Source organism: Nocardioides sp. AE5 (assembly GCF_031844485.1).
GTDB lineage: Bacteria > Actinomycetota > Actinomycetes > Propionibacteriales > Nocardioidaceae > Nocardioides.
This window is the reverse complement of sequence record NZ_JAUZVI010000001.1, coordinates 472,825-496,785: the sequence shown is the minus strand read 5'-3', so window position 1 is coordinate 496,785 and position 23,961 is coordinate 472,825. Positions and strand designations below refer to the sequence as shown.

At 68.4% G+C, this 23,961-nt stretch carries 17 protein-coding genes; 1 reads left to right on the top strand and 16 read right to left on the bottom strand.

What is annotated here, in order from left to right; all coding sequences use genetic code 11:
• Window positions 1-60: 60 nt before the first annotated feature.
• From Q9R27_RS02330 to Q9R27_RS02305, 6 genes are all read right to left on the bottom strand, one after another.
• Window positions 61-456, bottom strand: coding sequence for a hypothetical protein (locus Q9R27_RS02330; RefSeq protein ID WP_311250706.1), 396 nt, complete (start codon window positions 454-456; stop codon window positions 61-63).
• A 247-nt stretch (window positions 457-703) separates the two neighbouring features.
• Complete coding sequence (locus Q9R27_RS02325) at window positions 704-3,514, bottom strand: FAD-binding and (Fe-S)-binding domain-containing protein (protein WP_311250705.1); 2,811 nt, start codon at window positions 3,512-3,514, stop codon at window positions 704-706.
• Window positions 3,514-4,017 (bottom strand): DUF1648 domain-containing protein, encoded by a 504-nt coding sequence (locus Q9R27_RS02320; RefSeq protein WP_311250704.1) that lies wholly within the window; start codon window positions 4,015-4,017, stop codon window positions 3,514-3,516. Before Q9R27_RS02320 ends, Q9R27_RS02325 begins: the two co-directional genes overlap by 1 nt.
• Window positions 4,017-4,505: a DUF1648 domain-containing protein gene (locus tag Q9R27_RS02315; protein WP_311250703.1), complete on the bottom strand. Its 489-nt coding sequence runs from the start codon at window positions 4,503-4,505 to the stop codon at window positions 4,017-4,019. Before Q9R27_RS02315 ends, Q9R27_RS02320 begins: the two co-directional genes overlap by 1 nt.
• A complete protein-coding gene (locus tag Q9R27_RS02310) occupies window positions 4,502-5,767 on the bottom strand; it encodes a hydroxyacid-oxoacid transhydrogenase (protein WP_311250702.1) in 1,266 nt (421 codons plus the stop codon). The genes Q9R27_RS02315 and Q9R27_RS02310 overlap by 4 nt, the downstream gene beginning before the upstream one ends.
• A 22-nt stretch (window positions 5,768-5,789) precedes the next feature.
• Complete coding sequence (locus Q9R27_RS02305) at window positions 5,790-6,668, bottom strand: NUDIX domain-containing protein (RefSeq protein ID WP_311250701.1); 879 nt, start codon at window positions 6,666-6,668, stop codon at window positions 5,790-5,792.
• 182 nt (window positions 6,669-6,850) lie between these two features.
• On the opposite strand from Q9R27_RS02305, the gene Q9R27_RS02300 reads away from it, so the two are divergent.
• Window positions 6,851-7,336, top strand: a complete 486-nt coding sequence (locus tag Q9R27_RS02300) for a hypothetical protein (RefSeq protein ID WP_311250700.1) — start codon at window positions 6,851-6,853, stop codon at window positions 7,334-7,336.
• Window positions 7,337-7,502: 166 nt separating this feature from the next.
• Here Q9R27_RS02300 and Q9R27_RS02295 read toward each other — a convergent pair whose 3' ends face one another.
• The 10 genes from Q9R27_RS02295 to Q9R27_RS02250 all read right to left on the bottom strand — a co-directional run bounded on the left by Q9R27_RS02295 (window position 7,503) and on the right by Q9R27_RS02250 (window position 23,960).
• Complete coding sequence (locus tag Q9R27_RS02295) at window positions 7,503-11,327, bottom strand: DNA-directed RNA polymerase subunit beta' (RefSeq protein ID WP_311250699.1); 3,825 nt, start codon at window positions 11,325-11,327, stop codon at window positions 7,503-7,505.
• Between the two features lie 97 nt (window positions 11,328-11,424).
• Window positions 11,425-14,967 (bottom strand): DNA-directed RNA polymerase subunit beta, encoded by a 3,543-nt coding sequence (rpoB, locus tag Q9R27_RS02290; protein ID WP_311250698.1) that lies wholly within the window; start codon window positions 14,965-14,967, stop codon window positions 11,425-11,427.
• 237 nt (window positions 14,968-15,204) lie between these two features.
• The gene (locus tag Q9R27_RS02285; RefSeq protein WP_311250697.1) at window positions 15,205-16,164 is read right to left on the bottom strand and encodes a DnaJ domain-containing protein; all 960 of its coding nucleotides are present in this window, start codon (window positions 16,162-16,164) and stop codon (window positions 15,205-15,207) included.
• Window positions 16,161-16,706: a hypothetical protein gene (locus Q9R27_RS02280; protein WP_311250696.1), complete on the bottom strand. Its 546-nt coding sequence runs from the start codon at window positions 16,704-16,706 to the stop codon at window positions 16,161-16,163. Before Q9R27_RS02280 ends, Q9R27_RS02285 begins: the two co-directional genes overlap by 4 nt.
• Window positions 16,706-18,046, bottom strand: coding sequence for an MlaD family protein (locus Q9R27_RS02275; protein ID WP_311250695.1), 1,341 nt, complete (start codon window positions 18,044-18,046; stop codon window positions 16,706-16,708). Before Q9R27_RS02275 ends, Q9R27_RS02280 begins: the two co-directional genes overlap by 1 nt.
• Window positions 18,043-19,551 carry an MCE family protein gene (locus Q9R27_RS02270; protein WP_311250694.1) on the bottom strand — a complete coding sequence of 503 codons (1,509 nt, stop codon included), beginning with the start codon at window positions 19,549-19,551 and terminating at the stop codon, window positions 18,043-18,045. The genes Q9R27_RS02275 and Q9R27_RS02270 overlap by 4 nt, the downstream gene beginning before the upstream one ends.
• Window positions 19,548-20,672 carry an MCE family protein gene (locus Q9R27_RS02265; RefSeq protein ID WP_311250693.1) on the bottom strand — a complete coding sequence of 375 codons (1,125 nt, stop codon included), beginning with the start codon at window positions 20,670-20,672 and terminating at the stop codon, window positions 19,548-19,550. The genes Q9R27_RS02270 and Q9R27_RS02265 overlap by 4 nt, the downstream gene beginning before the upstream one ends.
• A gap of 2 nt (window positions 20,673-20,674) precedes the next feature.
• Window positions 20,675-21,667, bottom strand: coding sequence for an MCE family protein (locus Q9R27_RS02260; RefSeq protein ID WP_311250692.1), 993 nt, complete (start codon window positions 21,665-21,667; stop codon window positions 20,675-20,677).
• On the bottom strand, window positions 21,664-22,695 hold the full coding sequence (locus Q9R27_RS02255; RefSeq protein WP_311250691.1) for an MlaD family protein: 1,032 nt from the start codon (window positions 22,693-22,695) through the stop codon (window positions 21,664-21,666). The genes Q9R27_RS02260 and Q9R27_RS02255 overlap by 4 nt, the downstream gene beginning before the upstream one ends.
• Window positions 22,692-23,960 (bottom strand): MCE family protein, encoded by a 1,269-nt coding sequence (locus Q9R27_RS02250; RefSeq protein ID WP_311250690.1) that lies wholly within the window; start codon window positions 23,958-23,960, stop codon window positions 22,692-22,694. Before Q9R27_RS02250 ends, Q9R27_RS02255 begins: the two co-directional genes overlap by 4 nt.
• Window position 23,961 lies beyond the last annotated feature (1 nt).

Below are 23,961 nucleotides of genomic sequence, written 5' to 3'. Positions count from 1 at the left end.
GCGATCGCAGGTGTTGGGGAGTCATGGCGTCGATCCTATCCACGCCACTGAGGTGGGTGATCAGCCCTCATCGAGCCAGAAGGCCCGCGCGTCCGCGACCAGGCCCCGGTCCGGATGGTCGACGTTGAGCCGGTCCAGGCTGGCGACGGCGCCCTCGGTTCCACCGTCCGTCTCATGGACCACCAGCACCGGCACGGCGCCGGCATCGGCGAAGACCTCCCGGATCTCGGCCGAGTCCAGGGTCTGGATGATCAGCTCCACGACCGCGGCGCGTCCCGCGTGCCACTGGTCGTCGGGGAGGTTCTGCTCGTCGTCCAGCCAGGCCTTCAGGTCCGCCAGCAGCTTCTCCACCACGGGCAGCGGCGGTGGCGTTGGGCTGGTCCACTCGTCGGGGAACCAGCACAGGTAGCGGGCGTCCACGTCGGTCTCGGCCGCGGAACTCCTCGGCGAGCGCATCCCGGATCCGGGTCCCGAAGGCCGCGGTGAGCGCCGCGGTCAGGTCGGCATCGCTCATCGGATGATGGCGGCGACGACGACCACGAGGAGGAGCGCCACCAACGCCAGCGGGATGATCGGTCGGCGGTAGCGAGGATTCATGCCCCCGACTCTATCCGCCCATGTAACGCGGAGTCCGTGGTGGTTCGCACCCCGCCGGCAGGGTGCAAACCCTCCGGAAGAGCGCGGTAGACGCGCGGGGAAACGGTCACGGCAGCCGGGAGGCGAGGAGTTGCGCCAGGTGCAGTGCCGGCACCCCGGCCAGGTCATCGAGCTGGATCCGGCACGACATCCCGTCGGCCAGGACCACTGCCCCCGGCGAGGCGGTCCGCACTGCCGGCAACAGGGCATGCTCGGCGATCGCCACGGAGGTCTCGTAGTGCCCCTTCTCCACCCCGAAGTTGCCGGCCAGCCCGCAGCATCCGCCGACCTTCTTCACCGTCGCCCCGGCGCGCCGCAGCAGCGCCTCGTCGGCCTCCCAGCCGAGCACGGAAGCGTGGTGGCAGTGCGGTTGCGCGACGATCTCGACACCGGTCAGGTCCGGCGGGCTCCACTCGCCCAGCGTGGCCAGGAACTCGGCCAGGGTCAGCATCCGCTCCCCCACGGCGCCGGCGCCGGGCACCAGTTCGGCCGCGTCGCTGCGCAGCGAGGCAAGGCAGGAGGGCTCCAGCCCGATCACCGGCACCCCCGATTCGACGTACGGCGTCAGCGTGGCCACTGCCCGGGTGACGATCTTCCGCGCCGCGGTCAGTTGCCCGGTGGTGATCCAGGTCAGGCCGCAGCAGGCGCGCTCGTCGATCACCCCGACCCGCAACCCGGCCGCCTCCAGCACCTCGATCGCGGCCCGCCCGGTCTCCGGGACGAAGTGGTCGGTGAACGAGTCGGCCCACAGCCACACATCGACATCAACGAGTGAGCTTTCGGACATCAACGAGTGAGCGTTCGTGGGTGTGGAGCGGCGCAGGGTCCGGCGGGCGAACTGCGGCAGCCCGCGCCGCTGGTCGATCCCGGCGACCGCCTTGGCCAGCCGGGCCAGTGGCCCCACCCGCAGGGCCGCATTGGCCGCCGGCGCCAGGCGCGCGGTCATCCGGGCCCACCGCGGCAGTTGCCCCAGCGCGTAGTGGCTGCGCGGGCGCCGCTTGCCGGCGTACGTCTGGTGCAGCACCTCCGACTTGTACGTCGCCATGTCGACGCCGGTGGGGCAGTCGCGGGCGCACCCCTTGCAGGAGAGGCACAGGTCGAGCGCCTCGGCTACCTCGGGGGAGGCGAGCCCTGCCACCAGCGATCCGTCGAGCGCTTCCTGGAGCACCCGGGCCCGTCCCCGGGTGGAGTCCTTCTCGTCGCGGGTCGCGGCGTACGACGGGCACATCACGCCACCGGACGGCGCGTTGTCGGCGACGCACTTGCCCACCCCGGTGCAGCGGTGCACGGCCGCGCCGAGGAAGCCGCCGTCGTGGGCCAGCGCCAGCAGGGACCGGACCGGCGCCACCGGGCGCGCCGGGCGCAGGTCGGCATCCAGCGGCGCCGGGTCGACGAGGACTCCCGGGTTGAGCAGGTTGTCGGGGTCGCACACCTGCTTGATGGCGCCGAAGAGGGCCAGGGATCGCTCGTCGTACATCAGCGGCAGCAGTTCCGAGCGGGCCCGGCCGTCGCCGTGCTCTCCCGACAACGACCCGCCGTACGCCGCCACCTGGGTGGCCGCATCGGTCAGGAACCTGCGGAACCGCGCACCCCCGTCGTCGAAGTCGAAGTCGATCCGGACGTGGACGCACCCGTCGCCGAAGTGGCCGTAGGGCACGCCGTCCAGGCCGTGTTCGCCGAGCAGTTGCTCGAAGTCGCGCAGCCAGGCGCCGAGGTGTTCCGGTGGCACCGCGGCGTCCTCCCATCCCGAGTACGCCGGACGGGCCAGGCTCCGGGCGGCGAGGCCGGCACCGTCCTCCCGGATCCTCCACAGCGCGGCCTGCTCGGCGCGTGCGGTCACGATCCGCGCCTCCAGCGGACCGGCCGCTGCCACCAGCCGCGCGGCCGATGCCTCGGCCTCGGCCAGGTTGTCGGCGGCCACCTCGACGAAGAGCCACCCGGCTCCCCGCGGCAGGTCGGGGACGCTGCGACCGGCACCCCGGAGTACGTCGACGATCCGGGCGTCCAGCCCCTCGCAGGCGATCAACTCACCCGTGGATCCGGCCGCCAGCACCGCCGGTACGGCGTCCGCGGCGCTGGCCATGTCCCGATAGCCGAGCACCGCGAGCACGGTGGCCGGCGGGTCGACGACCAGGTCGACGGTCGCCTCCAGGACCACACCCAGGGTCCCTTCCGAGCCCACCAGGAACCGGTCCAGCCGGCGTCCGTTCTCGGGCAGCAGGTGTTCCAGCCCATAGCCGCTGACCTGGCGGGAGAAGCGCCCGAAGTGGGTCCGCACGTGCCCCAGGTCCGCGTCGACCAGGGCGGCCAGGTCCGTGCCCGCACGCGAGGTGCTCCCCGGCCCGAGCCGCACTTCCTCGCCGGTGCCGAGCACCACGTCCATCCCGGCGACGTTGTCGACGGTGCGCCCGAAGCCGAGCGCGCGGGATCCGCAGGCGTTGTTGCCGATCATCCCGCCGATGGTGCAGCGGGTGTGCGTGGACGGGTCCGGGCCGAAGCGGAGTCCGGCAGCGAGCGCCTGCCGTTGCACGGTGGCATGGACGGTGCCGGGTTGGACGACGGCGGTCCGCGCCTCGGGGTCCAGGTGGAGCACCTGGCCCAGGTGGCGTGCGGTGTCGATGACCAGGCCGGCACCGACCGCGTTGCCGGCGATCGACGTACCGGCGCCGCGCATGGTCACCGGGGTCCCGGTCCCGCGGGCAACGGCGACGCAGGCCAGGAGTTCGTCGCGGGAGCGCGGGCGGGCCACGGCCGTGGGCACCACCCGATAGAGCGAGGCATCGGAGGAGTAGAGCGCCCGGTCCAGGGTCGCCGCGGAGGCGTCGGTGACACCGGCGCGGCGGAGCGCGGCCAGCAGGTCCTGGGTGTCCGGGCCCATCACGCGTCCCTCGGGGTGCGATAGCGGCGCAGCACCAGGAAGGCGCACCAGGCGATGGTGAAGGCCAGGTAGGCACCGAAGGTGAGGAAGAACCACCACGGCAAGGATGGTTCGGCGTCGTGGGCGGTGTGGATCATCACCGCCTCGACGGCAATCAGGAGCACCATCGTGGCGGCGGCGATGACATGGAGGTCGACCTCGAGGCGGCGGCGCAGTTCGGCCTCGCGCTCGGGCGTGGCCAGCCACCACCGCTTGTCGCGGGCGTTGATGTTGAGCAGCGTCTCGGGGACCCGCGGTGTCCAGTGCGCCAGGGCGGCGAAGAGCAGCGCCATGGCAGCGCCGAGGATGCCCATCGTGACCAGCGCCTCGGTGCGCGACCCCCAGCGGTCCACCTCCCCGATGGCCCCGAAGTGGAGCGGCACCCGCTCCGGCAGCGTTGCGGCAGCAACGCCCCACAGCCCGGCATAGGCGAGCACCGAGAGCCAGAAGACGAGCCGGGCCATCACGACCTCCGCGGGGGACGGTAGCGGCTGGTGAACATCCAGGTGAGCCGGATCAGCACCGCCATCGCGAAGGCCAGCACGGCGATCGTCCCGCCGGAGCCGAGGGTCACCCGCGTCGCCTCGACGGCGCGCACCCCCTGGTGGACCAGGGCGACCAGCAACAGCAGCATCGCGGCGCCGACGAAGGCGACGTCGTCGCGGACCTTGGACCGGAAGCCGGGCAGGTTCTCGGCCCGGGTCCAGTATCCGTGGTGGGGCAGGCCGAGGCGGTCGGCCCGGGCCGGCAATTTGCGCAACAACACCTCCACGGCCGCGACGGCCAGGAGCCCGATCACGACGAAGACGGTCACGACAAACGCCAGCGACCGCCACTGGGTCGGCTCCCCGTCGTCATCGAAGCGGACCGGGATCTGCTCCGGGAGCCTCCACCACGCCCAGGCCAGGGCCGCCAGGTAGGCCACGATGCAGGTCCGGTAGAGGCCGATCACCAGTGTTCCATCGACGCCCGGAAGACCCCGGCCAGGTCGTCGCCGGTCACCTCCCGGGGCGCGGTGGCCAGCAGCCGCTGCTGCTTCAGGGATCCGTCGACCAGGTCGTCGACGTCGCCGTCGCCATAGCCCACCTCGGCCAGGCCGTTGGGCAGGCCGATGTCGCGCATCAGCGCGCTGAGTACGTCGGGGAGCAGGCCGGCCCCGTCGGTTCCCCCGTGGCGCGGGTCGAGCAACCGGGCGGCGCGCAGGTGCCGCTCGGGAGCGGCGTCGAAGGTGAACCGGAACGCCTCGGGCGCGGTCAGCGAGACCGCCATCCCGTGCGGCACCATCGGCTCGGCGTCGGGATATCCGGCGGGGCGATAGTCGCGGACCCGGCCGGCGATCGGATAGGCGTTCGCATGCGGGATGTGCACCCCGGCGTTGCCGAACCCCATCCCGGCGAACGTCGCGGCCAGGGCCATCTGCTCGCGCGCCGCCACGTGGGACCCGTCGGCCACTGCGGTGCGGAACGAGCCGGCCAGCAGCGAGAGCGCCTTCTCCGACCACATGTCGGCGATCGGGTTGGCCCCGCAGTAGGGCACCCGCTCGGCGGCCTGCTTGGCCGGGAAGTCGGCGTACCAGCGGGCGGTGTAGCTCTCCAGCGCGTGGCACAGGATGTCCATGCCCGCGGCCGCGGTGACCATCGGCGGCTGGGTGAGGGTGAGCGCCGGGTCGATGACCGCCAGCGTGGGGCGCAGGCGCGGGTGGCTGATCCCGGTCTTGACCTGGAGGGAGAGGACGTCGAGGACGCAGATCGTGGTGGACTCGCTGCCGGTGCCGGTGGTGGTCGGCACCGCGATCAGCGGCTTGAGCGGGTGCGCCGGGGCGAGCGCGCGGCCTACCGGGGCGTTGATGTAGTCCATCAACTCACCCTCGTTGGTGCCGAGCAGGTTGACCGCCTTGGCGGTGTCGATCGCGGAGCCGCCGCCCACCGCGACGTACGCATCGAACGGCCCCTCGCTGCGGCCGAACTCGACCGCGTTGGCCAGGCTCTCGTCGGTCGGCTCCACGTGCGCATCGGCGAAGACGACGACCTCGACGCCGGTCGCGGCGATCTGTTCGGCGATCCGGTCGGGGTGCCCGGTCGCGGCGACCCCGGGGTCGGTGACCAGCAGCACCCGGCGGCAGTCGAACTGGGCCAGGTCGTGCCCGATCTCGGCTGAGGCGCCGGATCCGAACTTCAGCCCCGGTGCGCCATAGGTGAAGATCGTCTCGCTCATGGATCCAACCTAGCCCCCGGTCTCATGGTTGTGTCGACAGCGCGTGGCGGACCACGTCGAGCACCTCGATGCGACCGGCCTCGATGTCGGCCACCGGCACCCAGGCCACCTCATCCGTGGTGCCGTCGGTCTCGGCCACCCGGGGTTCCGCATCAGCGGCCACGGTGGCGGCGAAGACCAGGTGTACGCCGTGGAAGTCTTCCTGGCGCCCGTGCGGTGCGGTGCCGGTGAAGTGGACGTCGTGGACGTCGAGCAACCCGCCCACGGTGCACTCGATCCCGCACTCCTCACGCACCTCGCGCACCAGTGCCTGCGCCGGCGGTTCGCCGTGCTCGACGCCACCGCCGGGCAGCGTCCACGAACCGGCATGGTGGCCGAGCGGCGAGATCCGGGTGAGCAGCACGGTGTCGTCGCGACGGATCAGCCCGTACGCCGCGAGGCGCTGCCGCTGGAAGGCGGTGTGGTCGGCGAGCGCCTCGCGGACCAGGGTGGTGACCGAGACGGTGCCGTCTGCCACGTCGGCCAGCGGGATCCACGCGGCCTCGCTGGTGGAGCCGTCCACCTCGACCACCCGCGGGGGCGGCGAGTCGACGGGCACCCATCCCTCGAAGACGATGCGCAGTGCGTGGTAGTCAGCGAGTCGTTCGCCGTGGGTGGCATGCGGGTTGTGCAACGAATAGACGCGGGCCTGTTCGGAGACGGTGGCGTCCAGTCCGGTCTCCTCGTGCACTTCGCGGACCACCGCCGTGCGCGGATCCTCGCCGTGGTCCAGCCCACCGCCGGGCAGGGTCCACAGCGGCGTACGGGAGATCCGCGGGGCGAGCCGCGAGAGCAGGATGGAGTCGCCCCGTTCGATCACGGCGTACGCCGCGACCCGCTGCCGCTTCGGTAGTCGACCCATGAAGACCCACTCTAGTGTCGTGCCCCTCCGACCGGGCACCGACGCCCCGGCGAGCGCGGAGCGGCCAACGGGCGTACCATGAAACGTCTTGTGAAGAACGTGACCTATGCATGCTTCTGGTCGTTTCACGAGGAGAACCCGCCGCACGAACAGGGTGGCGAGTCTGGGAGAGTTCACCACTGATGTCCGGTTTGACCAACTTGCGCGTCCTGGCGCTGGCAATCCTCGCGACCCCTCTCGTTGTCCTCGGGGTGTTGTGGCTCGCCCTCCCCTCCGATGACGCGGCCACCACGCCCCATCGGGAGACCCTGCTCCTCGTCGCCGCGACCGGCCTGGCCGGGCTGGCGCTGATCTGGCTGGTCGGCTACCGCTGCCGCGCCTACCGCGAGGGGATCCCGCGGCGGGTCGCGGTCGAGCGCGGGGCGCGCGACTTCGTCTCGATGACGGTACGGCGAACGGCACTGGCCGAGGTCCCGTTCCTGGTGGGCATCGCGATGGCCTTCCTCGCGCCGTACGGCGGCCTGCTCGCCCTCGCCGCCGGGGCTGGCATCACCATGGTGCTGGTGCTTCTCCACGTGCTGCCCAACCGGGCGCAGGTACGCCGCGTGCAGCGCTCCCTGGAGCGCAAGGGCGCCCGGGTGCCCCTCGTCGACGCCTACGCCAAGTAACACGCCGGGTCGGCACGAGTCGACGCGTTCCTGCGTCGAGTCGGCACGTGTTGACGCCGTACGACGCCCAGTCGGCACGAGCTGACGCCATACGACGCCCTGAAATGCCGGAGGCGGCGCGAATCGACGCTCCTTCGCGTCAACTCGCGCCGCCTCGGCGACTGACTCAGTTCTGGTAGGTACCGAAGTCGAAGTCGTCCAGCGCGACGGCCTGGCCGCCGGTGCCACCGAACTCGTAGTCGTAGTTGTCGTAACCGGTCACGGAGTACGCCGCGGCGCGGGCCTCCTCGGTCGGCTCCACCCGGATGTTGCGGTACCGCTCGAGGCCGGTGCCCGCCGGGATCAGCTTTCCGATGATCACGTTCTCCTTCAGGCCACGCAGGGAGTCACTGCGACCGTTGATCGCGGCGTCGGTGAGCACCCGGGTGGTCTCCTGGAAGGAGGCCGCCGAGAGCCACGACTCCGTGGCGAGCGAGGCCTTGGTGATCCCCATCAGCTCGGGACGACCGGAGGCCGGCTTGCCACCCTCGGAGAGCACCCGGCGGTTCTCCTCCTCGAAGTGGACGCGGTCGACCAGGTCGGAGGGCAGCAGGTTGGTGTCGCCCGACTCGAGCACGGTGACCCGGCGCAGCATCTGCCGCACGATGATCTCGATGTGCTTGTCGTGGATCGACACGCCCTGGCTGCGGTACACGTCCTGGACCTCGTCCACGAGGTGCTGCTGGGCACGGCGTACACCGAGGATCCGCAGGACCTCCTTGGGGTCCTCGGTGCCCTGGGTGAACCGGTCACCGACCTCGACGTGGTCACCGTCGCCCACCAGCAGGCGCGAACGCCGGCTGACCTGGTATTCGATGACCTCGGAGCCGTCGTCCGGGGTGACCACGACAACCCGTGCCTTGTCACCGTCCTGGATCTCGACCCGACCGGCGACCTCGGAGATCGCGGCGACACCCTTGGGGGTGCGCGCCTCGAAGAGCTCCACCACGCGGGGCAGGCCCTGGGTGATGTCGTCGGCCGAGGCCACACCACCGGTGTGGAAGGTACGCATGGTCAGCTGCGTGCCGGGCTCACCGATGGACTGGGCGGCGATGATGCCAACCGCCTCACCGATGTCGACCAGCTTGCCGGTGGCCAGCGAACGGCCGTAGCACTTGGCGCAGGTGCCGGTGCGGGCCTCGCAGGTCAGCACGGAGCGGACCTTCACCTCGGTGATGCCGGCCGCGATCAGCTCGGCGATCTTCACGTCACCCAGGTCCTCGCCAGCAGCAGCCAGGACCTCACCGGTCTCCGGGTGCTCGACGTCGGAGGCAGCGGTGCGCGCGTACGCCGCGGTTTCGGCGTTCTCGTGCTTGACCACCGCGCCGCTCTCCAGCTTCTCGCCGATGACCTTGGGCAGGCCACGCTCGGTGCCGCAGTCGTCCTCACGGATGATGACGTCCTGCGACACGTCCACCAGGCGTCGGGTCAGGTAACCCGAGTCGGCGGTCCGCAGCGCGGTGTCCGCCAGGCCCTTGCGAGCACCGTGGGTGGCGATGAAGTACTCCAGCACCGTGAGGCCCTCACGGAAGTTGGACTTGATCGGCCGCGGGATGATCTCGCCCTTGGGGTTGGCCACCAGACCACGCATGGCCGCAACCTGCCGGATCTGGTTCATGTTTCCGGACGCACCCGAGTCGACCATCATGTAGATCGGGTTGGCCTTGTCGAAGTTGGCCTCCATGGCCTTCCCGACCTCGGTCGCCGCGTGGGTCCAGATCTCGATGAGCTCCTGGCGGCGCTCCTCGTCGGTGATCAGACCACGCTCGAACTGGGTCTGGATCTTGGCGGCACGCTCCTCGAAGGAGGCCAGGATCTCGGGCTTGTCCTTCGGGGTGGTGACGTCGTCGATCGACACGGTGACACCCGAACGGGTGGCCCAGTGGAAACCGGCGTCCATCAGGGCGTCCAGGGACGCCGCGACCTCGACCTTGGTGTAGCGCTCGGCCAGGTCGTTGACGATCGCGCCGAGCTGCTTCTTGCCCACCTCGTAGTTCACGTAGGCGTAGTCGGCCGGAAGCGTGTCGTTGAAGAGCGAGCGGCCCAGCGTGGTCTCGACGGACTCGCCGTCGATGCGCAGCTGGATCGGCGACTGCAACGTGATCTCGCCGCGGTCGAACGCCATGATCGCCTCGCCCTGCGAGGTGAAGGCGCGACCGGCACCGGGCTGGTCGGGACGCTCGGTGGTCAGGAAGAACAGACCGATGATCATGTCCTGGGTGGGCATGGTGACCGGACGTCCGTCGGACGGCTTGAGGATGTTGTTGGTCGACAGCATCAGGATCCGGGCCTCGGCCTGCGCCTCCGCGGAGAGCGGCAGGTGGACGGCCATCTGGTCACCGTCGAAGTCGGCGTTGAAGGCCGAGCAGACGAGCGGGTGGATCTGGATGGCCTTGCCCTCGATCAGCTTCGGCTCGAAGGCCTGGATGCCGAGGCGGTGCAGCGTGGGTGCCCGGTTGAGCAGCACCGGGTGCTCGGTGATGACCTCTTCGAGGACGTCCCACACGACCGGACGCGCGCGCTCCACCATCCGCTTGGCGGACTTGATGTTCTGCGCGTGCGAGAGGTCGACCAGGCGCTTCATCACGAACGGCTTGAAGAGCTCCAGCGCCATCTGCTTGGGCAGGCCGCACTGGTGCAGGTTCAACTGCGGACCCGAGACGATGACCGAACGACCCGAGTAGTCGACGCGCTTGCCGAGCAGGTTCTGGCGGAAGCGGCCCTGCTTGCCCTTGAGCATGTCGGAGAGCGACTTGAGCGGGCGGTTGCCCGGGCCGGTCACCGGACGGCCACGGCGGCCGTTGTCAAAGAGCGAGTCGACGGCCTCCTGCAGCATCCGCTTCTCGTTGTTGACGATGATCTCCGGCGCACCGAGGTCGAGCAGGCGCTTGAGCCGGTTGTTCCGGTTGATCACCCGGCGGTAGAGGTCGTTCAGGTCAGAGGTGGCGAAGCGGCCACCGTCGAGCTGAACCATCGGGCGCAGGTCCGGCGGGATCACCGGAACGGCGTCGAGGACCATGCCGATCGGCTGGTTGCCGGTCTTGCGGAACGCGTCGACGACCTTGAGCCGCTTCAGGGCACGGACCTTGCGCTGGCCCTTGCCGGTGGCGATGGTCTCGCGCAGGCTCTCCACCTCGGCGGCGATGTCGAAATCCTCCAGGCGCTTCTGGATCGCCGCGGCGCCCATGAAGCCCTCGAAGTACTTGCCGAACCACATCTTCATCTCGCGGTAGAGCAGCTCGTCACCCATCAGGTCCTGGACCTTCAGGTTCTTGAACGTGTCCCAGACCTGGTCGAGGCGGTCGATCTCGGTGTCGGATCGCTTGCGGAGCTGGTTCATCTCCTTCTCCGCCTCGTTCTTCACCTTCCGCTTCGCGTCGGCCTTGGCGCCCTCGGCCTCGAGGGCCTCCAGGTCGTCGGCGAGCCGCTTGGTGCGGTCCTCCAGGGCCGTGTCGCGACGGTTCTCCAGGCGCTGGCGCTCCAGCTGGACCTTGCCCTCCAGCGAGGAGAGGTCGCGGTGGCGGGCCTCCTCGTCGACGGAGGTGATCATGTACGCCGCGAAGTAGATGACCTTCTCCAGGTCCTTCGGCGCCAGGTCGAGCAGATAACCCAGGCGGGACGGCACACCCTTGAAGTACCAGATGTGGGTCACCGGGGCGGCGAGCTCGATGTGGCCCATCCGCTCACGGCGGACCTTGGACCGGGTCACCTCGACGCCGCAGCGCTCGCAGATGATGCCCTTGAACCGGACTCGCTTGTACTTGCCGCAGTTGCACTCCCAGTCCCGGGTGGGGCCGAAGATCTTCTCGCAGAAGAGCCCGTCCTTTTCCGGCTTGAGGGTGCGGTAGTTGATGGTCTCCGGCTTCTTGACCTCGCCGTGGCTCCACCCGCGGATGTCCTCCGCGGTGGCCAGGCCGATCTGAAGCTGGTCGAAGAAGTTCACGTCGAGCACGTTGGCTTCAATTCCTTCGTTTCGTTAAGTCTGTGGGTGGAGGCTGTTGACGTCGGGAGGGGCGGTACGCCATGGGGCACGGCGTACCGCCTCGCCGTCAGACTTCTTCGACTGAGCTGGGCTCGCGCCGGGACAGGTCGATGCCCAGCTCCTCGGCGGCGCGGAAGACGTCTTCCTCCGCGTCACGGAGCTCGATCGAGGAGCCGTCCTGGGACAGGACCTCCACGTTGAGGCAGAGCGACTGCATCTCCTTGACGAGCACCTTGAACGACTCCGGGATGCCGGAGTCAGGGATGTTCTCGCCCTTGACGATCGCCTCGTAGACCTTGACGCGACCGGGCACGTCGTCGGACTTGATCGTGAGCAGCTCCTGCAGGGCATAGGCGGCGCCGTACGCCTCCATCGCCCAGACCTCCATCTCACCGAACCGCTGGCCACCGAACTGGGCCTTACCGCCCAGCGGCTGCTGCGTGATCATCGAGTAGGGGCCGGTGCTGCGCGCGTGGATCTTGTCGTCGACCAGGTGGTGCAGCTTGAGGATGTACATGTAGCCGACCGAGACCGGGTCCGGGAACGGCTCACCCGAGCGACCGTCGAAGAGCGACGCCTTGCCGTTCTCCTTGATCATCCGTACGCCGTCCCGGTTGGGGCGGGTCGAACCGAGCAGGCCGGTGATCTCGTCCTCGCGGGCACCGTCGAAGACCGGGGTGGCCACCTTGCTGTCCGGCTCGGCGGACTCGGCACCGATCTTGGTCAGGCGCTGGGCCCACTCGGTGTCCTTGAGGTCGGCATCGATGTGCCAACCCTGCTTGCCGAGCCAGCCCAGGTGGAGCTCCAGGATCTGGCCGATGTTCATCCGTCGCGGCACGCCCAGCGGGTTCAGGATCACGTCGACCGGGGTGCCGTCCTCCATGAACGGCATGTCTTCGACCGGCAGGATCTTGGCGATGACGCCCTTGTTGCCGTGACGACCGGCGAGCTTGTCACCGACCGAGATCTTCCGCTTCTGGGCAACGTAGACGCGGACCAGCTGGTTCACGCCCGGGGGCAGCTCGTCGCCCTCCTCGCGGTCGAAGACCCGGACGCCGATGACGGTCCCGGACTCGCCGTGCGGCACCTTCATCGAGGTGTCGCGGACCTCGCGCGCCTTCTCGCCGAAGATCGCGCGGAGCAGGCGCTCCTCGGGGGTCAGCTCGGTCTCGCCCTTGGGGGTGACCTTCCCGACGAGGATGTCACCGTTGGTGACCTCGGCCCCGATCCGGATGATGCCGCGCTCGTCGAGGTCGGCCAGCATCTCGTCGGAGACGTTCGGGATGTCCCGGGTGATCTCCTCCGGACCCAGCTTGGTGTCGCGGGCGTCGACCTCGTGCTCCTCGATGTGGATCGAGGTGAGCACGTCGTCGGTCACCAGCCGCTGGCTGAGGATGATGGCGTCCTCGTAGTTGTGGCCCTGCCACGGCATGAACGCGACCAGCAGGTTGGTGCCCAGCGCCATCTCGGCGTCGTCGGTGCACGGCCCGTCAGCGATCGGCGTACCGGCCAGGCCCTTCTCGTGGTCCGGGCCCTCGACCCGGTCACCCTCGTCGACCAGCGGGCGCTGGTTGATGCAGGTGCCCTGGTTGGAGCGCTTGAACTTGGAGAGCCGGTACGACGAGTAGGTGCCGTCGTCGTTCATGACCTCGATCAGGTCGGCGGTGACCTCCTTGACCACGCCACCCTTGAGGGCGGTGACGACGTCACCGGCGTCGACGGCGGCACGCAGTTCCATGCCGGTGCCGACGATCGGGGAGTCGCTCTTGATCAGCGGCACGGCCTGGCGCTGCATGTTCGCACCCATCAGGGCGCGGTTCGCGTCGTCGTGCTCGAGGAACGGGATCAGCGCCGTCGCCACCGACACCATCTGGCGCGGGGAGACGTCCATGTAGTCGACCTCGTCGGCCAGGACCTCGGAGACCTCGCCGTCGCGCTGGCGGACCAGGACGCGCTCCTCGGCGAAGCGCATCTTGTCGTCGAGCTTGGCGTTGGCCTGGGCGATGACGTACTTGTCCTCGTCATCGGCGGTCAGGTAGTCGACGCGGTCGGTGACCTTGCCCTTCTCGACCCGGCGGTACGGCGTCTCGACGAAGCCGAACGGGTTGATCCGGGCGAAGGAGGCGAGCGAGCCGATCAGACCGATGTTGGGACCTTCGGGGGTCTCGATCGGGCACATCCGGCCGTAGTGCGAGGTGTGGACGTCACGGACCTCCATGCCGGCACGGTCACGGGAGAGACCACCCGGGCCGAGCGCGTTGAGGCGCCGCTTGTGGGTCAGACCGGCGATCGGGTTGGTCTGGTCCATGAACTGCGAGAGCTGCGAGGTGCCGAAGAACTCCTTCAGCGCCGCGACCACGGGGCGGATGTTGATCAGGGACTGCGGCGTGATCGCCTCGACGTCCTGGGTCGTCATCCGCTCGCGGACCACGCGCTCCATCCGCGCCAGGCCGGTGCGGAGCTGGTTCTGGATCAACTCTCCGACGGTGCGGATCCGGCGGTTGCCGAAGTGGTCGATGTCATCCGGCTGGACCTGCAGGTCCTTGTTGTCGGCGTCGACCAGGACGGTGCCCTCGGCGTCGGTGAGGACCTCGTCGCCGTTGTGCAGGCGGACCAGGTAGCGGATCGCGGCGACCACGTCGGCCAGGGTCAGCGTCTGCTGGTCGAAGGCCTCGGCCTGGCCGAGCTTCTTGTTGATCTTGTAGCGACCGACCTTGGCCAGGTCATAGCGCTTCGGGTTGAAGTAGTAGTTCTTCAACAGGGTCAGCGCGGCCTCACGCGTGGGCGGTTCGCCCGGGCGCAGCTTGCGGTAGATGTCGAGCAGCGCGTCGTCGGGGCCCTGGGTGTTGTCCTTCTCCAGGGTGAGCTGGATCGACTCGTACTGCGACAACTCGGCCATCACGGCCTCGTAGTCGTACTCCTCGCCGATCTCCTCGGCGACGGCGACCAGCGCCTTGAGCAGCACCGTGACGTTCTGCTTGCGCTTGCGGTCCAGACGTACGCCGACCAGGTCGCGCTTGTCGATCTCGAACTCGAGCCAGGCACCCCGCGACGGGATGACCTTGGCCGAGTAGATGTCCTTGTCGGACGTCTTGTCGGCCGAGCGCTCGAAGTAGACGCCCGGCGAACGGACCAGCTGGGAGACGACGACGCGCTCGGTGCCGTTGATGACGAAGGTGCCCTTGTCGGTCATCAGCGGGAACTCGCCCATGAAGACCGTCTGGCCCTTGATCTCACCGGTGTCGTTGTTGGTGAACTCGGCCGAGACATAGAGCGGCGCGGAGTAGGTGAAGTCCTTCTCCTTCGCCTCGTCGACGGTGTACTTCGGGTCGACGAACTCGGGGTTCTCGAACGAGAGCGACATCGTCTCGGAGAAGTCCTCGATCGGGGAGATCTCCTCGAAGATCTCGGTCAGGCCCGACTTGGTCGAGACGTCCTCGCCGGCCTCCTTCCGAGCTTCGACTCGGGCACGCCACTTCTCGTTGCCGACCAGCCAGTCAAAACTGTCGGTCTGGAGCGCCAGGAGCTGGGGAACTTCCAGCGGCTCGGAGATCTTTGCGAAGGAGATGCGACGGTGGTTGTTGCTTGCTGCGTTGCTGCGCGCGGCCAAGAGGGTGTCCTTCTACAGGTTCGCTCTGGGAGATGGCGCCAACCCACCACAAACCGGCCACCGGACAGGCAGGAAGCATTTGAGGGCAGGCGCAAAGAGTGAGCCTAGCGCCAAATGGCTCGCGTCACAAGCCCTCGTTCCCCGACGGGGAACTTCGACGCCTAGATCATGAACCTGTGCGGCTCGCAGGTCAAGCCACGAACGCTCAATCGTTGTCTCGTGGGACTCAGGATGGGCTCAGGAGGGGGACTCGGACGGTGAAGTTGGCGTCGGGGCAGCCGGCTCGGCTGGGTCGGTCGGATCAGTCGGCTCGGCTGCGTCGGGCTCCCAGAGGTCCGACTTCTCGATCAGCCACTGGCCGTCGACCTCCACCATGGTCACCGTCAGCGGCAGCGTGACCGGGACGGACACGTTGGCATTGCCCGCCGTGCTCGCCAGGACGACCAGGATCTCGACCCGCTTGCCGTCATCAGAGGCCCGGATCAGCCCGGTCGACAGCACCTCGGAGGCCGCACTCCCCTCGGTCGCCGCCAGGTTTGGCTCAATGACCGTCCGCCACAACTCGTCGTACTCGGCCTTGAGGTCGCCGGTGATCACCTGCATCGCCTGGGTGTGGTACTTCTCCGGCTCGACGTGGTCATAGGTGAAGAGCTTGGCGACGTTGTCCTCGGCTGCAGTGCGGGCCTGGGCCATCGCCGTCTCGACGGCTTCCTCGTCGGTCTTGGTGAAGTGGAGCCCGGCCGCGACCGCGGCTATCAGCAGGGTGGCCAGCGCCAGCGCCAGCAGGACCCATCGGGCCGCGCCCCGCTCCGCGGCGTACGCCGGACCAGCAGCGTCGGCGGGCAGGGCGTCGGCGTCCGCCCCGCCCTCCGGCTCGTTGCCGGACATGTCACTGGGCTCCGGCGGGCTGTCCGCGTCGCCGTCGGGGTCGTCCACCTCCGCCGCGCCGACGAGGTCTGCAGCGTCACCATCGACGTGCGTCGTGGTCGGGACGCCCGTGGCATCGCCGGCAGCGAGTTCCGCGTCGTACGCCGCCCGCTTCTCGTCGTCCAGCAGCACCGCTGCGGCGTCATTGAAGAAGGCGAAGCGCCGGTCACTGGGGTCGAGGTCCTCGATCGAGGAGCGCCAGGCTGCGCGGATCTCCTCCGCGCTGGCATCGGAGGCCACGCCCAGGATGTCGTAGTTGCTGGCGCTCACTCGGCGCTCCCGAAGCTGTTGAAGTCATCGACGCGCCACTGGCCGTTGACCTTCACCAGATCGGCTCGCCACAGATAGCCGGAGGCCCCCTGCGATGCCCCGGCAACCGTGGGCGTCAACTGGCCGCCAATGATCACCGTCGCCCGGTCCGCGTCGATCGACTCGACGCCCACCCGGTCGACCGTGGCCGCCATCGAGATCTCGGATTCGGCCATGTTTGCCTCGAGCAGGGCGAGGGTGTTGTCGAAGTCCGCGCGGAAACTGGTGGAGATCAGTGGGTAGACCCGGTCGGCGTACGCACTCAGGGTGCCGTCATCGCCCAGGTCGTCAGGCCCATAGTTCCAGGCCTCGACCATCCACTCGCGCGCCCGGAGCATCACCGCGTCGCGCTCGGACTGGGCCGAATTCTCCTCCCCGACTCGGTCCCGGACCTCGATCACCAGCCAGGCCACGGACGCGAGCAGCGCCACCACCAGTACGCCGAGCAGCACCGCGCGCAGCGTGCGCGCCCGGTCGCCCGTGGTGGAAGCGTCCGGCCCCACTACGGGGTCGTCTGCTGGGCGTCGAGCAGCAGTGGACGGACCAGCAACCACTTCCACGACTCCTCTCCGACGGCGGGAGTGGTCACTGTACCCGCCGGGGTGGAACCCGTTGCCGGGGTCGCGTCGCCCGACGGAGCAGCCAGCGTGGTCGGGTCATCGAGCCAAGTGATCTCGCCGGTCTCGGTGTTGATCTCCGCGACGATCGGCGAGGTGGCGCCGCCCAGGCCGGTGCGGTTCAGGATGTTCTGCGCACCACGGGCATTCGAGTCCCTGGCAGAGTCCTCGCACGTGATGTCGGTCTTCAATGGCCGCGTCTCCCCGTCGAACGGGTTGCGCCGGTCGGTCTCCTCATAGCCCGCGTGGCACAGCGAGTGCGGCGTGACCACCAGGCCGAAGTGCGCGTCGTAGTTGCCGGTCTCCGGGTCCTTGGCCACGACGGTGAAGCCTGCCTCGACCACGACTGGGTAGATCGAGAGCAGGTGCTCGACGCCGTCGAGGTTCTTGACCACGACCTCGCTGACGGTGACCAGGTTGTTGAGCAGGGAGGCCAGGTCGACCTCGTTGGTCTCGATGAACTCGCGCAACTCGTTGACCGCTCCTGAGCCCTGGTCGATCACGCCGCGCAGGTCCGCGTCGGCGCCGGCCAGCGTGGTGGCGAAGAGATCGAGGTTGGTGGCGAAGGTGCGGATCGAGGACGCCTCGGCCAGTTGGCCACTGAGCACCGTGTTGGCTCCCCGGATCAGGTCGCGCGTGGTGGTGAAGTTGGCATCGGCGGTCTCGATGAACGCGTTCGCGGTGTCGATGATCTGGGCCAGGTCCTCGCCGGTGCCGTTGAACGCCAGACCGAGTTCCTTGATCACCGTGACCAGGTCGTCGGTGTCCACGCTGGCCACGGTGGTGGAGATGCTCTCCAACAACTGGGAGGTGGGCACCGGGAGTTCGGTGTTGGTCCGCACGATCTCGGACCCCTCCTTGAGGAAGGGACCGTCATCGACCTTGGGCTGGAGCTCGACGTACTGCTCACCGACCGCCGAGCGGTTGCCGACCAGCGCCTTGGTGTCAGCAGGAATCGAGTCCCACTCCTTGTCGATGTCCAGGTGGACGTCCACCCCGTCCGAGGTGAGAACCATCTTGCCCACCCGGCCGATCGTGGTGCCGCGGTAGGTCACCTCCGCGCCCGCGAAGATGCCGCCGGAGTCCGCGAAGTGCGCAACCACGGTGTAGTCGGTGTCCAGGAAGACCCGATCGAGGCGCGCATAGCGTGCTCCGACGAACGAAACCCCGACCAGGGTGATCACCAGGAAGACGACCAACTGGACCTTCGTACGACGTGTGATCACTGGGCCACCCCCGGGACGAGCAGGTAGACGAGGCTCGGGTTGTAGACCTTCGCCAACTCCGCCACCGACGCGGTGCCCTGGATGGCAGGTCCCCCCGGTGCGGTCCGGTTCAGTTTCAGACCGGGCAGGCCGAGCAGGCCCAGGTCCTCGACGAGCTTCTCGATCGGGTTCGTCGGGGCGCTCGGCTTCGGCGTGGCCTGACCGGAGGCCGGCGGTTGCGCCCCGGACTGTCCGGATGACGTGCCCGGCAGTCCGTCGCTCAGGCCCAGGCCACCGAACAGGCCGCTGACCACCTGGCACACCGGCTGGTTGCGGTAGAGGTCGTCGTCACACAGGTCCCCGATCGCCAGCAGGTTGCCGGGGTAGTTCAGGATGCCCTCGCACGCGTCGCTGTTCTCACCGGCGCTTGTGATGCAGGCCAGTAGGTCGCCGACGGCCGCCACCGGGTCGGTCCCGTCCGGGAAGCCCAGGAACGGAGTGAGCAGGTCGTTGGTGTGGATGTCGAGCTTGATGGCCAGGTTGACGTAGTCACCCATGTGCAGGTTGCGCGCCACCTGCGGGTCACGACCGATGCTCTCGTCCACGAATGGATAGGTGAGGAAGACGCTGAAGGCGTTGGCGAAGTCGTCGCCGCTCTTGGCCAGCTCGGTGAGGACCGGTTGCAACTGGGTCAGTGCCTCGATGGTGACGTCCTTCGAGGCGTCGATCACCCGGACCCCGACGTCGCTGAGCTCCTCCAGGGAAGCCAGCATCTTGACCAGGTCCTCGCGCTGGGAGTCGAGCGAGGCCACCGCTTCGGGAAGCTTGTCGAGGGCCAGGGTGATGTCGGCCATCTGGTTGTTGGCGGTGATCGAGAGCTGGTTCAGCGCCTCGATCGCGTTGACGATGTCACCCTTGCTCTCATCCAAGTCGCCCATGAACGACTCGAGCTGGGTGAGCACCGACTTCACGTTGGCGGACCGGGAGGACCGCAAGTCGGGGTCGTCGCCGCCCAGCACCTTGTCCAGCTCGACCGTGATCGTCTTCAACTGGGCCACGCCACCACCGTTGAGGACCAGGCTGAGTGCACCCAGCACTTCCTCGACCTCGGGGTTGCGGTTGTCACTGGCCGTTGCGATCGTGTCCCCGTCGGCGAGCAGTTCTCCCGACGGCTGGGCGGGCAGGTTCAGGGAGAGGAACTTCTCCCCGAGCAGGCTCGTCTGCCGGATCTCGGCAGTGGAGTTGGCGGGCAGCTTCGCATCACGGCGCACCCGGATCGTGATCCGGGCCTCCTGGTCGACCAGCTCGATGTCGGTCACCTTGCCAACGTTGACATCGGCCAGTTTCACCGTCGACTGAGGCACCAGGTCGAGCGCGTCGGGCACCATCACCGTCAACTCGATCGGGTCATCCCCCAGGTCGGGACCGCCGGGCAGCGGCATCTTGTCCACCGAGAAGCCGCAGCCACTGAGCAACAGGGCGACCAGGGTCGCCACCAGGACCAGTCCGCGACTCCTCGCGTTCATCGGGCCACCTCCAGCAACGCCTGGAAGGTCGGGTCGGTGACCGCGGCAGCGCCGAAGGTTCCGGTCCGGGGCAGCGGCAGGGAACCGAGCAAGGTGTCGATGACGGTGCACAGCTGGCCGGTCGGGTCCGCCTGACCCACGATGGAGCACAGGAAGAGCGCCGGGTTGTTGGTGAGTTCGTGGGCGGCATTCTCCAGGTTGGCCGAGGTGTCCAGGGTCCCCGAAACTGGGTTGTAGGTCAGCGCCAGGTTGTTCAGCGCCACCGGAGCCACCCGCAGGATCTCGTCGAGCTCCCCGCGACGCTTCACCAGCGTCTGCGAAATCCGCTCGAGGCCGTCGATGTTCGTGGCCAGGAGCGTCTTGTTCTCCTTCACGAAGGTCTGCACCGCGCCGAGCGCGGTGCTCAGGTTCGACAAGGTGCTGGCCAGTTCGTCACGCTCACCGGCGAGCAACTCCGAGACCGAGGCCATCGCCTGGTTGAAGTCGCGGACCACCTGGTCATTGGTGGCCAGGGTGTTGATGAAACCCTCGAGTTCGGCGGCGCTCTCGAAGAGCTCGTCCTTGTTGTTGGCCAGCGTGCCGGTCAACTTGCCCAGGTCCTGGATCGTCTGGTTGAACTGCTCGCCCTGCCCCTCGAAGTTGTCGGCGGCGGTGGCCAGGAGCTCGGTCAGCGCACCGTTGCTGTTGGCGCCATCCGGCCCCAGGGTCACCGCGAGCTCATCGAGGCTGGCATAGATCTCGTCCAGCTCCAACGGGGTCTGGGTCTCGTCCAGCCCCAGGTTCGCATTGTCCGGCAATTTCTCGCCCCCGGTATAGACCGGGTGCAGCTGGATGTAGCGGTCTCCCACCACGCTCGGCGAGACGATCAGGGCAGACACGTCCGCCGGCAGGTCGACGTCGGCGTCATAGGAGATGGTCACCTTGACCGACGTCCCGTTCGGCTCGATCCGGTCGACGGTGCCGACCGGGATCCCCAGCACCCGTACGTCGGATCCTTCATAGATCGAGACGGTGCGCGGGAACTCGGCAGTCAGGGTCTTGCGCTCATCCGCGGTGAACATGGTCAGTGCCGCGACGACCAGCAGGGCCACCACGAGGGCGGGGACGATCAGCCTCTTCATGATCAGCCCACCTCCAGGCAGTTCGGCAGCTCGGCCGGATTGCAGATCGGGGGCATGTTGGTGATCGTCGTGTCGAACCAAGGACCGTTGCCCAACGTGCTGGCGAAGTAGCGGTAGAACGGGGCCATCAACCGCAGGCTCTCGTCCAGGTTCTCCTGGTTCTTCAACAACACCTTGACCACACCGTCGAGGTTCTGCAGCGCCGGCGCCAGGTCAGCCCGGGTCTCGTCGACCAGCGCGGTCAACTCGGTCGACATCGTGGACGAGGCCACCAGCAGGTTGTGGATCGCATCACGGCGGGCCACCAGTGCCGTGAAGAGCACCTCCGCGTCCCGCATCAGCGCGATGATGTCCTGGTCACGATCCCCGAGGACACCGGAGACCTTGCGCAGGTTGACCAGCAGGGTGTTGATCTGCTCGTCACGGGCGGCCAGGTTCTCCGACAGCTCCGAGACACCCGTCAACGCGGCCCGGAACTCCTCGGGGGTGTTCTCGGTCAGGTCGGCCAGCGTGGTCAGTGCACCGCGCAGGTCGTCCAGTTCGACGTCGTCGACCGTCTCGGCCAGGCCCTCGAAGGCGTCCACCACGTCGAAGGGCGAACTGGTCCGCTCGATCGGGATCGTCGAGTCGGCCTCCAGCTGTCCACTCCCCGCCGGCACGAGCTCGAGATACATGGCACCCAGCAGGGTCTTCACCTTGATCTCTGCCCGGGTCTGGGGGCCGAAGTCGGCGGCCTCCTGGAGCTGGAAGGTCACCTTGACCTTGCCGTCGTCCAGTTCGAGGTCCTTGACCTTGCCCACTCGGACGCCAGCGATGCGGACCTCGTCGTTCGCCTTGAGGCCACCTGCCTCGGAGAAGTGGGCGTAATAGGTGTCACCGCCACCGATCAGGGGCAGCGAGTCGGCGCGGAAGGCAGCCAGGATCAGTGCCGCAATCACGGCCAGGCTGACGGCGCCGATGATGACCGGGTTGCGCTCGCGGAAGGGCTTGCTCATGGCAGCGAGCACCTCGCGTTCTTGGTGTCGTACAGCACCGGCAGGGCGGGCAGGTCACCAATCTTGACCGAGCCCTCGAAGCTGCACAGGTAGAAGTTGAACCACGACCCGTACGTCGCGGTGCGGCCGATCTTGTTCAGCTTGATCGGCAGCACCTGCATCGCCCGGTCCAGCTCGGCCCGGTTGCGGGTCAGGTTGCCGGCCACCGTGTTGAGCTCCTTGATGTCGGCCACCAGCGGTTCCCGCAGGCCCTCCACCAGGTCGGCCGTGGTCACGGCAAGGTCGGAGATCTGGTCCAGCGGACCGAGCAGGGCGTCCCTGTCCTCGGCCAGGCCATTGACCAAGGTCTTCAGGTTCACGATCAGGGCGCTGAGCTCCTGGTCGCGGTCCCCGACGGTGACCAACACGTCGGTGAGGTTGTCGATCAGGTCCCCGATCACCTGGTCACGATCGGCCAGGGTCTGGGTCACCGATGCGGTGTGGGAGAGCAGGCCCTCCAGCGTCCCGGCCTCCCCCTGGAAGACCTCCACGATGGAGGCGGAGAGCTTGTTGAGGTCTTGGGGCGAGAGCGCCTCGAAGAGGGGCTTGAAGCCGTTGAAGAGGACGGTCAGGTCGAGCGCCGGGTGGGTCCGGGCGACCGGGATGGTCTCGCCCGCGGGCAGGGTGGAACCCTCCCCTTCCTGGGTCAGCGTGATGTAGCGCTGGCCGACCAGGTTGCGATAACGGATCGTGGCGTGCGTCGCCGTGGTCACGGTGGCCTCGTCGGCCACCGAGAAGGTGACCAGGGCACGGGTGCGGTCCTTGATCTCGACGTCGCTGACGGTGCCGACCTTGACCCCGGCGATGCGGATGTCGTCTCCCTTGACCACACCCGTGGCGTTGGTGAACTCCGCCTTGTATTCACGGCTGGACGCGAACGACCAGTTGCCGATCACCGCGGCGAGCAGACCGGTGGCCAGCGCCGTCACCACCATGAAAAGGACGAGCTTCCAGGTGGCGGAGAGGGTCTTTGCGTCGAGGAACTTCATTCCATCGTCACCTCCGCCCCACGCATCAGCGGTGCCACCAGCAGCACGCTCAGATCGGAGCCGGTGTGGCCCGACGAGGCGAGCAACCCCCGGACCAGGTCGGCCTCGGCGCGACTTCCTGCCTCGGCGCCGAACTCGTAGTCGCCCGGAACGGTACGCCGGGTGCCCTTGCCGGTGTCGCGGGTGACGCCGTCGTTGAAGTCAGGCGGCGTACGGAAGGGGTCCTCCTGGGTGAACGGCGGGTCGGGCAGCGTGCCGCAGTAGGGGCCGCGCTTGTCCTGGGTGATGGGGCGGTCGCCCTCGTCGTACTCGCGCGGGATGTTGGGCAGCAACTCCAGGTTGATGTGCAGCGTGAAGCCGCGGAACGCCTCGGCCTGCAGGGAGCCCGCCTTGACGATGCCGCCCAGGAGGCAGGGGAACTGCGGCGCATACTCGGCCAGGAGTTCGAGCTGCTCGGCGCCGAGCTCGCCGACACGGACCAGGTTCTGCTCGTTCTCGTCGAGGAACCGGCCCGCGACGTCGGAGAAGCTGGAGACGTCGGAGAAGAGCTGGTTGAGCCGCGCCTCGCGCGAGACCAGGGTCTCGCCGGTGGTGACCGTGTTGCGCAGGGTGCTGGCGATCTCGGGGAGCACGTCGGCGTACAGGTCGGAGACCTCGGCGGTCAGCCGCAGGTCCTCGATCAGGCCGGGGATCTCCGGGTTGATCCGGGTGAGGTAGCTGTCGAGCCGCTCCAGGTTGTCGCCGAGCGCATCGCCGCGCCCCTCGAGTGCGGTCGCGATCGCGGTCAGCGTCTGGCTCAGGTCGGCCGGCTGTACGGCGCGCAGCAGCGGGTAGAGGTCATTGAGTGTCTCCTCGACCTCGGTGGCCAGCACCGACTTCTCGATGTTGTCACCGACCTGCAGCGCCTCGGTCGACGCCGAGTCGGGCACCTGGAGGGCGACGTACTTCTCACCGAAGAGCGTCTTCGGCTCGATCCGGGCGGTGACGTTGCGCGGGATGGTGTCGCGCTGGTCGGGATAGATCCCGAGCACCAGCCTGGCCCCGTCCGCATCGGCCCGGACCTCGAGCACCTCCCCTACCTGTACGCCGCGGATCTTCACGTCGGCGCGAGCCGGGAGCTGCAGGCCCACCCGGGAAGCATCCATGGTGACCCGGTCATAGGAGACGAAGGTCTTGTTGTAGATCGCGGCGGTGAGCCAGACACCACCGGCCAGCATGGCCAGGAAGACCAGGCCGATCAGCTTCTTGTTCCGCAACACCGACATG